14 protein-coding genes are annotated in these 12,417 nt (G+C 48.0%); all 14 read right to left on the bottom strand.

Annotation, left to right across the window (positions count from 1 at the left end):
- Window positions 1–144: 144 nt before the first annotated feature.
- Window positions 145–627, bottom strand: a complete 483-nt coding sequence (gene ybaK, locus H3L97_RS09010) for a Cys-tRNA(Pro) deacylase (RefSeq protein ID WP_097113224.1) — start codon at window positions 625–627, stop codon at window positions 145–147.
- Between the two features lie 3 nt (window positions 628–630).
- Window positions 631–915, bottom strand: a complete 285-nt coding sequence (locus H3L97_RS09005) for a hypothetical protein (RefSeq protein ID WP_097113223.1) — start codon at window positions 913–915, stop codon at window positions 631–633.
- Window positions 912–2,015 carry a methyltransferase gene (locus tag H3L97_RS09000; RefSeq protein ID WP_224446361.1) on the bottom strand — a complete coding sequence of 368 codons (1,104 nt, stop codon included), beginning with the start codon at window positions 2,013–2,015 and terminating at the stop codon, window positions 912–914. Before H3L97_RS09000 ends, H3L97_RS09005 begins: the two co-directional genes overlap by 4 nt.
- A gap of 70 nt (window positions 2,016–2,085) precedes the next feature.
- Complete coding sequence (locus tag H3L97_RS08995; RefSeq protein WP_179655752.1) at window positions 2,086–2,478, bottom strand: hypothetical protein; 393 nt, start codon at window positions 2,476–2,478, stop codon at window positions 2,086–2,088.
- 38 nt (window positions 2,479–2,516) lie between these two features.
- Window positions 2,517–3,782, bottom strand: coding sequence for a flavodoxin-dependent (E)-4-hydroxy-3-methylbut-2-enyl-diphosphate synthase (gene ispG / locus H3L97_RS08990; protein ID WP_097113222.1), 1,266 nt, complete (start codon window positions 3,780–3,782; stop codon window positions 2,517–2,519).
- Between the two features lie 79 nt (window positions 3,783–3,861).
- On the bottom strand, window positions 3,862–4,779 hold the full coding sequence (locus H3L97_RS08985) for a helix-turn-helix domain-containing protein (protein WP_224446362.1): 918 nt from the start codon (window positions 4,777–4,779) through the stop codon (window positions 3,862–3,864).
- A complete protein-coding gene (pilW, locus tag H3L97_RS08980) occupies window positions 4,779–5,615 on the bottom strand; it encodes a type IV pilus biogenesis/stability protein PilW (protein ID WP_224446363.1) in 837 nt (278 codons plus the stop codon). The genes H3L97_RS08985 and pilW overlap by 1 nt, the downstream gene beginning before the upstream one ends.
- Window positions 5,612–6,706, bottom strand: a complete 1,095-nt coding sequence (gene rlmN / locus H3L97_RS08975; protein WP_097113221.1) for a dual-specificity RNA methyltransferase RlmN — start codon at window positions 6,704–6,706, stop codon at window positions 5,612–5,614. The genes pilW and rlmN overlap by 4 nt, the downstream gene beginning before the upstream one ends.
- 80 nt (window positions 6,707–6,786) lie before the next feature.
- Window positions 6,787–7,593: a substrate-binding periplasmic protein gene (locus H3L97_RS08970; protein ID WP_097113220.1), complete on the bottom strand. Its 807-nt coding sequence runs from the start codon at window positions 7,591–7,593 to the stop codon at window positions 6,787–6,789.
- Window positions 7,594–7,666: 73 nt separating this feature from the next.
- Complete coding sequence (ndk, locus tag H3L97_RS08965; RefSeq protein WP_097113219.1) at window positions 7,667–8,098, bottom strand: nucleoside-diphosphate kinase; 432 nt, start codon at window positions 8,096–8,098, stop codon at window positions 7,667–7,669.
- Window positions 8,099–8,259: 161 nt separating this feature from the next.
- A complete protein-coding gene (locus H3L97_RS08960; protein WP_143269079.1) occupies window positions 8,260–9,285 on the bottom strand; it encodes a hypothetical protein in 1,026 nt (341 codons plus the stop codon).
- A 71-nt stretch (window positions 9,286–9,356) separates the two neighbouring features.
- Window positions 9,357–9,953, bottom strand: coding sequence for a YfgM family protein (locus H3L97_RS08955; RefSeq protein ID WP_097113217.1), 597 nt, complete (start codon window positions 9,951–9,953; stop codon window positions 9,357–9,359).
- Window positions 9,953–11,245: a histidine--tRNA ligase gene (gene hisS, locus H3L97_RS08950; protein ID WP_097113216.1), complete on the bottom strand. Its 1,293-nt coding sequence runs from the start codon at window positions 11,243–11,245 to the stop codon at window positions 9,953–9,955. Before hisS ends, H3L97_RS08955 begins: the two co-directional genes overlap by 1 nt.
- A 45-nt stretch (window positions 11,246–11,290) precedes the next feature.
- Window positions 11,291–12,346 (bottom strand): ParA family protein, encoded by a 1,056-nt coding sequence (locus H3L97_RS08945; RefSeq protein ID WP_097113215.1) that lies wholly within the window; start codon window positions 12,344–12,346, stop codon window positions 11,291–11,293.
- Window positions 12,347–12,417 lie beyond the last annotated feature (71 nt).

The following is a 12,417-nucleotide window of genomic DNA, read 5'->3' as shown; positions in this document are numbered from 1 at the left end:
ATATTTTTAATACAGCCGTGTAGGTAGGGCTCTCAGAGCCGACCTAAGTGTTTTACAAAGCTTGGTTTGCAGGGGCAGATTTCATATCCGACCTGTTTGGGTAGAGATGTTGGCATTTGCACTCTGTTGCCGAAGGCAAAAACATCATTCCGTTGCCACATCAACGCTTTGGGCTTGCAAACTGTGCAGCGCGTTGGGGGAAAGCGACACCAAAAAGCCGCGTTTGCCACCGTTGATGTAAATCAGGGGCAAATCCCAAATGCTGCGTTCCACAAACACGGGCAGGGCGGTTTTGCTACCAAATGGGCTGGTGCCGCCCACCAAATAGCCTGTCCATTTGTTGGCTTGGTTGGGGTCGGCGGGGTCGATGTGTTTCATATTGAGCTGTCGCGCCAAATTGCGTGTGGAAATTTGCTTGTCGCCATGCATCAGCACAATCAAGCCTTGCTTTTTTTCATTTTGTAAAACAATGGTTTTGATGACGCAATGTTCTTCCACACCCAAGCATTGCGCGGAATGTGCCGTGCCACCGCGTTCCACATAATCGTATAAATGGGGTGTGAAATCAATGTGTTGTTCACGCAAAAAACGCACGGCTTGGGTAATGGGGTAATCGGTTTTTGCCATGATTCAGTTTTCCGTTTCAAAATGGGTGGTGGGGGCATTCATAAAATCGGCGATGGCTGCCTGTAAATCGGGCAGGGTGGCGAAATATTGCCGCTTTTCGTGTTCAATAAAACCCCATTCATCGTTCACTTGCATGGTGGTCAGAACGTAAACGCGCTCGCTGTGGGCGTATATGGCATCAAAAATGAATTGGGCATCGGGCGATGCGCCGCTTGCCAATGTGCCTTTGGGGGGACTTGTGGGGTTTTCAGGCAGCCTGAAATCGGTTTGCCAATGCGATTGGGTCATTTTTGTGATTGTAAACAATATAAAAAAGTGCGTTCTTGACTGCGGGCAAATGCCAATGGGTCGTTGGGGTCGTGGGCTTTGGGGTGGCTGGCTTGGGTTTGGGCGATGTGGGCGATGTGCCAATGATTTTGTGCCAATATGTGTGCCAATTCATCTTTTTGGCGCAAGCCCAAATGTTCCGCCAAATCAGACATGATGAGCCACAACTCGCCATGGGGTTGTAAATGCGCGTGGGCGCGTTGCAACACGGCTTTGAGCATGGCGTGTTTGGGGTCGTAGAGTGCGGTTTCAATGGCAGATGTGGCTTGCGCGGGCAGCCAAGGTGGATTGCACACAATCAAATCCACACATTCATCGGCAAATAAATCGCATTCACGCAACTGAATGTGTTGGCTCAAACCCAAACGTTGTACATTTTGCTGGGCGCAAGCTATGGCGCGTGGGTTGTTGTCGGTGGCGATGATTTTGCCCACGCCGCGTTTTGCCAAAATTGCCGCCAACACGCCACTGCCTGTGCCAATGTCTTGTGCCGATTGGCAATTTTCAGGCAGCCGCGTTTGCGCCACCAATGCCAAATATTCGCCACGAATTGGCGAAAACACCCCAAATGGCACATGAATTTTGTCGCCCAACTCGGCAATGTCCACGCCTTTTTTGTGCCACTCGTGTGCGCCAATGAAACCCAGCAACTGATTGAGTGGCAACAAGAAACTTTCGCCATTGCTCGCACCAAAAACATCGTTTAAGGCTGCCTGAACATCGGGCGCACGTTGTGCATTCACGGTGTAATCGCCTGCAATTTCCACCAGCAGCATATTGATGATTTGGCTTTGTTGCGCCTGCGCCATGCGGTGTTTGTGAAACGCTGTGGCAGGGTCAGATTCGGCTTTCATTTTGCGGCGAACGCGCTTTTTGATTGCCGCCAAAACCTGTTTGGCATTGTGAAAATCGCCTTGCCACACCGTTGCCGTATGCTGGTGTGCCGCTTTGATGATGCGCTCTGCCGAAGTTTCCTGTACCGCCAGCGCGTGTTGAGGCGGCTTTTGTTTGCTGCTGTTGCGATACGCCATGGGCGTGTGATGAAATAAAACGGTTTGCATGAACACGGTTTCCCAAAATGCAATGAGCAGCCTGAAAACCCATTTCAGGCTGCCTGAAAAACAGAATCAATCAAATAAACTGTTGCAAAATGCCTTTTGCCAAATTGTAGAATTGGCGGTATTTTTCCGTTTTGTTGATTTTGTCTGCGTCCAAACTGATTTCAATAATCGTGCCGCTTTTGTTGCCATACAGCACCACATTGTGAATTTGGAACATGGTTTTGCCATTTTGCACAATCGGCACCAAAAAGGCTTGCATCATTTCGCCACTCGGCACATTTTGCAAAATCAGCGTTTTTTTCACATTGGGGGGCAAATCGCCACTCACATATTGAAATGGATTGCTGCTGATGTCCACAATGCCATTGAAACTGTAAATGAAAATTTGGTGCGCCAATTTGGGGTTGTTTTTCAAATACAATTCCAATAATAAAGCGCGTAAGTCTTCTTTGTTGTCTTCCATAAGGTTCTCCTTGTTTCAGGCAGCCTGAAAATCAAAATTTATACAGATTGAATCGGAATGATTTTGTTGGTGGCGCGTTTTTTGCCGCCTTCGCCATAATTGGTTTCAACATATTCTTGCACAATCGCCAAAAATTCCTGCGCCATATTGTCGCCTTTTAGGGTAACTTTGCGCTCGCCGTCCACATACACAGGCGCAACAGGCGTTTCGCCCGTACCTGGGAGTGAAATGCCGATGTCCGCCAATTTGCTTTCGCCCGGACCATTGACCACACAGCCCATCACCGCCACATTCAAACTTTCCACCCCAGGGTATTGCCAACGCCACACCGACATTTGTTCACGCAAATAATGCTGAATATCACGCGCCAATTCTTGAAAAACCGTACTCGTGGTGCGCCCACAACCAGGGCAAGCCGTAACCATGGGCGTGAACGAACGCAAACCCATGGTTTGCAAAATTTCTTGTGCCACAATCACTTCTTGCGTGCGTGAAGAATTGGGTTCGGGCGTGAGCGAAATGCGGATTGTGTCGCCAATGCCCTCTTGCAACAAAACCGACAAAGCGGCGGTGGACGCGACTATCCCCTTGCTGCCCATGCCCGCCTCGGTCAAACCCAAATGCAAAGGATAGGCGCAACGCGAACCCAAATCGCGGTAAACCTGAATCAAATCTTGCACATTGGATACTTTGCACGACAAAATGATTTTGTTTTCAGGCAGCCCCAAATCCACCGCCTTTTGTGCCGATTCCAAAGCGGAAACAATCAAGGCTTCTTTCATCACCGCTTCGGGCGATTGTGGTTGGGCAGATGCCAAATTCGCGTCCATCATTTTTTTGGCAAGGCTTTGGTCTAAACTGCCCCAGTTCACGCCAATGCGAACGGCTTTATCGTGTTCGGCGGCGGTGCGTATCATGTAGGCGAATTTCTCATCGCCTTTTGCGCCTTTGCCCACATTACCCGGGTTGATGCGGTATTTGGACAAGGCTTTGGCACAATCGGGAAATTCCGCCAACAGGCGTTCGCCATTGAAATGGAAATCGCCCACCAAAGGCGTGTTGCAGCCCATGTCGTTCAAACGGCTGCGGATTTCTGCCACTTTGGACGCGGCTTCGGGCGAATTAACCGTAATGCGCACCATTTCCGAGCCAGCGTCAGACAATTCTTTGACTTGTTGGGCGGTGCCTACTGCGTCTGCGGTGTCGGTGTTGGTCATGGATTGAACCACCACAGGGGCTTGCGAACCGACTGTTAAATGGTCAATTTGCACTTGGTGGGTGGCGCGGCGTGTGATTTGGGGCATGATGTTGTGTTCTCAAAAATGGGGTTTCAGGCAGCCTGAAAAAATCGGGGCGCAAATGCGGGTCAATAAAGGGGCAAAATCATTGTGCAGGTGCAGCTTCACCTGCGGTAAACGAAACCGACTTGCCGCCTTTGCGTTTGGCATCAAGGTCAATCGCTTGACCGTTGAACGATGCCACCGCACCAACCGCATAGCCAATACGCACATCAAAAGGCGCACCTTCTTTAAAACGGTGTTCGCTGTTGGCAGGCACAATGGTGTTCATCAAAACTTTGCCGCCAATATCGGTAACGGTAAGCATGGTGCGGTATTTGGGTGTGACCACCAATTCGCCAGCCACGCCCATCACAGCAGGCACATTGCTTGCCGCATTGCCCGCTTGGGTGGCAGCGTGGGCAGATGAAGGGGTGGTGGCTGTGGCGGTAACGGTTTCGGTTGCCGTGTCGCTTGCCGTCATCGGTTTAACCAAAACGTTGTTGCCATTGACATTTTCTTCACTGGGGCTTGCCACATTTTGGCTGATTTGGCTTTCTTGCTTGGCGGTTTCGTCAGCCGATTTCATTTGCCATGCGTACACACCAGCCGCCAGCACCGCCACAGCCAGCACCCCAAAAATCCATTTGGGAAACGCTTTTTTCACGCGCGTGTTGCTGTAATTCACACCGCCTTTGCGTTTGTTTTGCTGATACGCTTGTGTGATGGGCGAAATGTTTGCCAAATATTCATTCAAACGCAGCTCATTCATGTCCAAAAAACGCCCATAGCTGCGCAAAAAACCACGCACAAACACGGGTTCAGGCAGCCCAGCATATTGCCCCTGTTCCAAAGTTTCAATTTGACGTGCAGGCAATTTCAAACGCGCCGCCACTTCTTTTATGCTCAAACCTTTCTGTTCGCGCAACAAGCGCAATTCACGACCCAAAGCCATGGTCAATTCAAGGGCAGATTCGCCAGTTTGTTGCGTTTTTTTATCGGCAGATTTTTTTTGTTTCATCATTATTGGCTGCTTCCTGTGGTAATGGATTGCAATTCATCTGAATAGGGGAAATTGGCACGCAGTTGCGCTTCATATTCGTAAGCGGCTTGGCTTTCGTCTTGTGCCTTGGCAATGCGCCAGCCCAAAAGCAAATCATCAGGCAGCAAAGGGTTGATTTGGCTTTGATATTGGCGGAACAAGCGGTCGGCTTCGGCAATGTCGCCCATATCCAGTTTGTTGCGCGCGCGTTCCTTGATGGCTGGTAAAAAATCGGGACTCATCGCCAAAGCGCGTAAGAAATAAGCGTCTGCCAAATTGTGCTGTTTCATGCGGCTGCTGCAAATGCCTTTGTTCAAATTGGCGGTTTCGGGCGTGGGGTAGGTGGGGTCTGCCAAAGCCTTGTCAAAATAGGGCAGGGCTTGATTGGGCTGCTTTAAGGCATCGCACAAAAACCAGCCATAGTTGTTGTTCAGTTCCGCGCTATTGGGGGTTAGGGCAAAGGCGCGTTGGAAACTTTCTTTGGTTTTGTCATACACTTTCAAAAATTGGTAAATTTGGGCGCGTACCAACCAAGCCACAGCATATTTGGGGTCAATTTTCAAGGCTTCTTCAATGGTGGCGGTGGCAGAACGGTAATCGCGGCTGCGCATGTATTCAATCGCCAATTCGGTTTTGATTTTGACGGCATTTTCTTGGCGTTCTTGGCGCGAGGCTTCTTTGAGCTGTACGGTTTCAGGCTGGCTGAATTGCACACGCGCTTGTCTTCTTTTGCCGCCATCGGCGCTGGAACAAGCGGCTAATGCGCTGCCCAACACCGTCAGCACCATCATTTTGGCAAAAACCGTTTTCATCATCATTGTTTCTCCAAATAAATTTGTTGCCATTTGGCTTGACGCTTGGTTTTGTCCTGAACTTGCCCTGCTAATTGTCCGCAGGCTGCGTCAATGTCATCGCCGCGCGTTTTGCGTACGGTGGTAACAATGTCTGCTTCCATTAAAATATCTTTGAAAATATTGATGTTTTTATTGGTTGAGCGTTCATAACCCGAATTGGGAAAGGGGTTGAACGGAATCAAATTGAATTTGCATGGCGTGTCTTTGACCAAATCAATCAATTCACGCGCGTGTTCGGGTTTGTCATTCACGCCGTCCAACATCACATATTCAAATGTCACGAAATCGCGTGGGGCTTTTGCCAAATAGCGGTTGCAGGCTGCCATCAATTCTTTGAGCGGATATTTTTTGTTGAGCGGAATAATCTCATCGCGCACTTTATCATTGCTGGCGTGCAACGATACCGCCAATGCCACGGGCATGTCTTCTTTCAATCTGTCCATTTGCGGCACCATGCCCGATGTGGACACGGTAACGCGGCGGCGCGACAAGCCGTAACCGTGGTCATCCAGCATAATGGAAAGGGCGGTAACGACATTGTCGTAATTGGCAAGCGGTTCGCCCATGCCCATCATCACCACATTGGAAATCACGCGCTCATTTTTGGGGGTAACGCCCAAAGCCTTGTTCGCCCACCACAGTTGCCCAATGATTTCTGCCGCCGATAAATTGCGATTGAAACCTTGTCGCCCCGTGCTGCAAAAGGTGCATTCCAAAGCGCAGCCCACTTGTGATGAAATGCACAAAGTGCCACGTTCGGTTTCGGGAATGAACACGGTTTCCACGCCATTGCCCGTGCCAACGTCCAACAGCCATTTGCGTGTGCCGTCTTTGGATTCTTGCGCCGCCATCAAATCGGGAATGCCAACAACGGCTTGTTGCTCCAATTTGGCGCGAAGTGATTTTGCCAAATCGGTCATTTGTTCAAAATTTTCTGCTCCACTTTGGTGTATCCAGCGCATGACTTGCTTGGCGCGAAAGGGTTTTTCGCCCATTTGCGCGAAATGGTCGGTTAATTGGGCGAGGTCGTAGTTGAGCAGATTGTGTTTGGTCATGATGTGTGTTTTTCGTTGTTTTAAAATGTTTTTTCAGGCAGCGTCATGTTTTCAGGCTGCCTGAAAGCCAATTTGCCCCTTTATTGCGGACGTGCCGAATTGGGCCAATATTTGTTGTATAAAGCATCGTAAGTGCCATCGCTTTTGGCTTGGGCTAAACCTTGGTTCAATTTTGCCAACAATTCGGTGTTGCCTTTTTTGACTGCCCAACCATAATGCGAAATTTTGGCATCGGGTTCATAAATGATGTGAAATTTCTTTTCAGGGTGTTGATTTTTATAGTATTCTAAAGTAATGCTTGCGCCCACCATGGCATCGGATTCGCCATCAAGCAGGCTTTTTACTTGCCCCCACACATTGTCGGGGTAAACCATGTTTTTGCCATTGTCGGTGCTGAATAGGGGGACGAGTTTTTCATACACCGTATTTTTGCGTAAATTCACGCGCTTACCGCGCAAATCGCTGAATTTTTGCGCATCCAAAAAGGCAGGCTGAACCATCAAACCCGTTTGGTAGGGCAACACCGATTCGGTAAAATCCATGCTTTGACGGCGTTCATCGGTAATCGTTACCGAGCCGAGCAGAATATCGGTTTCGCCCGAAGTGATTTTTTTCAACAAACCTGCCCAGTTATCAATATTGTATTCAATTTGAAAGCCTTGTTTTTTGGCGATTTCTTGCAACAATTCGGCTTCAAAGCCGCTCACGCCACCTTGCCCATCGTGCATGACCACAGGAAATTTGGTCAATTCGCTGGTAACGCGATACACTTTTTGTGCCGATTCGCTGGCTTGGGATTGGGCATTTTGGCTTTCAGGCTGGCAAGCGGTTAAAGCCAATGCGCTTAATGCACCCAGCCACCAAGTCATTTTGTGTTGGATTTTCATTGTTTTCTCCTGAATTTTATTGATGTAGAAAGGCTGCCCAAATACGCTGTTCAGGCAGCCTGAACGGTTTCAATTAGCGTGTGCGTGGGCAAATTTCGGTTTCGGCAAAGAAATAGGCGATTTCAATCGCGGCATTTTCTGCGCTGTCTGAACCGTGTACCGCATTTTCGCCTACGCTGTCGGCAAAGTCTTTGCGGATTGTGCCTTCATCGGCATTGGCGGGGTTGGTTGCGCCCATGATTTCGCGGTTTTTGGCAACGGCATTTTCGCCTTCCAAAACCTGAATCATCACAGGACCGCTAATCATGAAATCCACCAATTCGCCAAAGAAAGGGCGTTCTTTGTGTACGGCGTAAAAGCCTTCGGCTTCGCGGCGGCTCAAATGTTTCATTTTGGCGGCAACGATTTTCAAGCCGTTGCTTTCAAAGCGGTCGTAGATTTTACCAATGACGTTTTTGCCTACGGCATCGGGTTTAACGATGGAAATGGTGCGTTCAATAGCCATAATGGTTATTCCTTTGAAAAGAAAAGATTTAAGTGGATTTTGCCCCTTGTTGGGTGCAAAGTGTTTTTGCAAAACAAAAACCGACTGTATTCTAACAAATTTTTGCTTGGCTAAACAGTAGGGGGCATTTCAGGCTGCCTTGCGTGAAAGGGTGCTGGCGTTTAATGCAGCCATGTGGTGCCAAATTTTAAAGCCAGTTGGTCTTGATAAAAACTGTTGCCATTGCGTTCATCAAATTGTTTGGCAACTTGTTCGGCTTCGCGCAAGCCTTCATCATTAAATGGGGCAACCGCAAGCAAATAATACCAATAATACAAACGGTTATTGTGGGATAAATCGAGCAATTCATCGTTGTATTCGTCCAGCAGGGCTTGGGCGGTGTGTTTTTCATCAACGCGGCTGCACAGGGCAATCAGGGGCGCGAGCAAGGGCAAATGTACATCTATTTCATCGGTAATCAAATCAATGGCTTGAAGTAAAATTTCGCGTGCTTTTTCGGTTTGATTCAGGCGAATCAGGCTGTCAATCACCCATTGATAGGTAATGTGTGGCACTTCGCCACAACGCATTTCGCCCGATAAAATCGGCTGCGCCAATTCCACCACACGCGCATAATCGCCAATAAAATGGTGGTATGCCACCAAGCTGTCTTGTTCGCAAGCGGGGCAATCGCTGCCAATGTCGTTTGAGCTTGCTTGCCATGCCTCAAAATGCCGTTTGGCTGCCTGAACATCGCCCATGTGCAAATTTTGGTGCATGAGCGTTTTGGCAAGTGCCGATGCGCCAAAATCAAAATGTTCATAAAAAGATGTCATCAATTCATTGGCTTGTTGGATTTCTGCCAAAGTCATGTTGATGTCGTAGGGCAAACGCGCAATCACCCATTTGAATTTCCACAACACGTCAAACAGCTTTTCCAAATACAGGTCTTCTTCGGGGCTGTTGTCGGGGGTTTGGCTGTATTGTTGATGATAATGCCGCGCCAACCACGTTAAGCAATGCCATTGAAATCCCAATGAAAATGTGGCATTCAACTGCTCATCGCCAACCACGAATTCGGAAAGGTCTATCGCGGTGGCGGTGTCGTCATTTTGCATGGCTTGATTGAATTGTTCTATGGCAAGCGATTGGCGTTCGCGGCAATCCAAAGGCGCAAATTGTGCGGCGATAAATTGAGAAGGTTTCATCATCATGCCTTGGGTTGGGTTTTTGAAAAAATCAGGCTGCTGGCTGGGGTGGCGCAGGCAGCCTGAACACATTACAAAGCACCGATTTTCATTTCCAAAAATTCGCGTCCCAAAGCATTTTCAGGCAGCGTGTCCAAAGCAGCTTGATAGGCTTGTTTGGCTTCGGCGGCTTTGCCTTGTGCGGCATACACATCGCCCTTGATTTCATTGATGGCAGGGGCAAAATGCGCGTCAATCGGATTATTGAGCAAAGCCAAGGCTTCATCAAATTTCTTTTGTTGCAACAACACATTGGCTAAATTTTGCGTGGCGGCTGCCTGAAAAAGCGGGGCTTTGTGGTTGTCCAAAACCCAACGGTAGGCGGTGGCGGCTTCGTCCAATTTACCATTGTCAAACAACGATTTGGCGGTTTCCAAAGTGGCTTGTGCGGTGGCAGATGATGCGCTGTGCGATTGTTGCAAAGCCTGCAATTTGGCGGTGTCGCCCTTGATTTGGGCGGCAAGCGTGGCGGCTTCCTTGTTTTTGCTTTCCACCTGACCTTGATAAATCACATTGACCAAATAGCCCAAAGCAGCAGCCACCAAAGCGACCACCACCCATTTACCGCCTTTGTTCCAATAATATTTAACGTTTTCAATTTCTTGTAATTCTTCGTGATGTGCTGACATTATGCTTTCCATTCATTCAATTTTGAAATTAATTCATGAGCGGGAATCGTGATTTGCCCACGCTCGCCACGCAAGTCTTTAAGGGTAACTTCTTGATTTGCCAATTCACTTTCGGCAATAATCAAGGCAAATTGTGCGCCCGATTGGTCGGCACGTTTGAATTGATTTTTCAATTTGGTGCTGCCTGAAAATTGCGCCACGTCAAAACCGTTTTCGCGCAAAATTTGGGCGTATTTCATCGCTTGCAAAGTTGAGCCATCGCCTTGCTGCATGATGAACACATCGGGCGCGTCTGCCACATTCAGGCTGCCGTGTTCGCGTACCAACAGCAACAAACGCTCAATGCCCATCGCAAAACCAATGGAGGGCGTGGGTTTGCCGCCCAATTCTTCAATCAAACCATCGTAGCGACCGCCACCGCATACTGTGGCTTGTGCGCCCAATTTGTCGGTTGTCCACTCAAAAACGGTGTGGTTGTAGTAGTCCAAACCGCGCACCAAACGTGGATTTTCCACAAATTGAATCTCCAAACCCGTCAGCAAATCTTTGAATGTTTGATAATGTTTTTTGGAATCTTCGCCCAAATAATCAATCAAACGCGGCGCATTGTTGCAAATTTCTTGCAAATCGGAGTTTTTTGTGTCCAAAACGCGCAATGGGTTGGTGTGGAGACGGCGTTTGCTGTCTTCGTCCAATTTGTCTTCAAATTCAGTCAGATAAGCGACCAAAGCGGCACGGTGGGCGGCACGTTCTTCGCGGTTGCCCAAGCTATTGATTTCCAAAGTTAAATGTTGCAAAATGTCCAATTCGCGCCACAAGTCGGCACACATCGCCACCATTTCTGCGTCAATATCGGGGTCGGCAAAACCGAGTGCTTCCACGCCCACTTGATGAAATTGGCGGTAACGCCCTTTTTGTGGGCGTTCGCGGCGAAACATGGCACCCATGTACCACAATTTGCGTGGGGCTTCGTGCAGCAGATTGTGTTCCACCACCGCGCGCAGGCAGCTTGCCGTGCCTTCGGGGCGCAGGGTAAGGCTCAATGTGTCGTTGCTGTCGGCAAAGGTGTACATTTCTTTGCCAACCACATCGGTTTCTTCGCCAATGGAGCGCACAAACAGGCTGGTTTGTTCCACAATGGGGGTGCGGATTTGCTTGTAATCAAATCGGCGTGTCCATTTTTGAATTTTGTTTTCAAAGGCTTGCCAATAAGCCGATGTGAGTTTGAAATCTTTTTGTTCGGTGGGCAGAAGGTCGTTCATGCCTTTTACGGATTGGATTTTTTGTCCCATGGTTTTGTTTTTCCAGTAAAAATGGTTTTTCAGGCTGCCTGAAAATTAAATTAAGGTTAAAACGTGTTGAATGTCTTTGGTTAATGCTTGAATTTGGTCGGCATTGGCTTGTGTGGGCTGACCGTAAATTTCATATTTATCGTGCTTTAAATGACTTAATGGGCTACCTTCGTGGTTGATGATGGCAGCGAGTGTGTTGCCATCTTTAATGTGTGCGACACGCTGGTTTTCGCTCAAATTGTTTTCAAGCAATTGGGTAAACAGTTTGGGGTGGCTGTGCAAAATTTGCTTGACCAAACGGGCAATTTCATCGGCATGATATTGAAATGCTTTGGTTGCGCTTTTATCCAATGAACGCGAGCGGTTTTGGATAAATAAATGCACTTTGGGCAAACTTAAAGTGGATTTTTCCACATTTTCATAAAAATCAATAAATTCATCGCTTAATGGTTTGTTTTCTATGGAAACATTGAACATTAAACTGAACAGATTTTTGATACCGCGAATGGAGGCGGCATCTGCCGTGCAGGGAATGATGACGCGATTGGCGGCTAAAATGGCATTTTCGGTGTAGTTGGCAAAGCTGGGGTTGCAATCTATGAAGAAAGTTTGTGGTCTGTTTGACTCCAATTTTCGTGCATTTTCAAAGGATTCAATCAAATCTTTCAAAAGTGTTCGGCTGTTTTCCCATGCTTTGCGAACTGGGCTGATGCCCATGTGGTTAATCAATTGTGAACAAATGTCCAAATCCATATCGCCACACAATAAATGCACATTTTCGGGCATTTTGTGATTGAATCGCTTGGCGTGAATGAAATAATGGGGTTCGCTGCCCAATTTGGCTTGTGGGCTGCGATTGAAACGTTCTTTGATGTAGCCTGCGATGGTTAGACCTTTGTCTGCCAATTCATTGACTTTTTCTGCGCCTGCCCCATTTCCGCCCAAAATCATTTCGGAAACGTTGGTTTGGGGGCAGGCATCTACCACTACGACATCTTCTTCGGGGTGCAAAATGGCATATTCTATCGCTAGGTTGTAGCTTAAAAATGTTTTGCCCACTCCGCCTTTGTTGTTCCAAAGTAAATAGCGTTTGTTGTCCATGGTTTATCCATTTTGGGATGCAAAATCCCATTGATAAAAATGCTGGAATTATAACCGATTTTCCTGCTTTC

Source organism: Alysiella filiformis (assembly GCF_014054525.1).
Lineage (GTDB): Bacteria > Pseudomonadota > Gammaproteobacteria > Burkholderiales > Neisseriaceae > Simonsiella > Simonsiella filiformis.
This window is presented reverse-complemented; position numbering and strand designations above follow the sequence as displayed.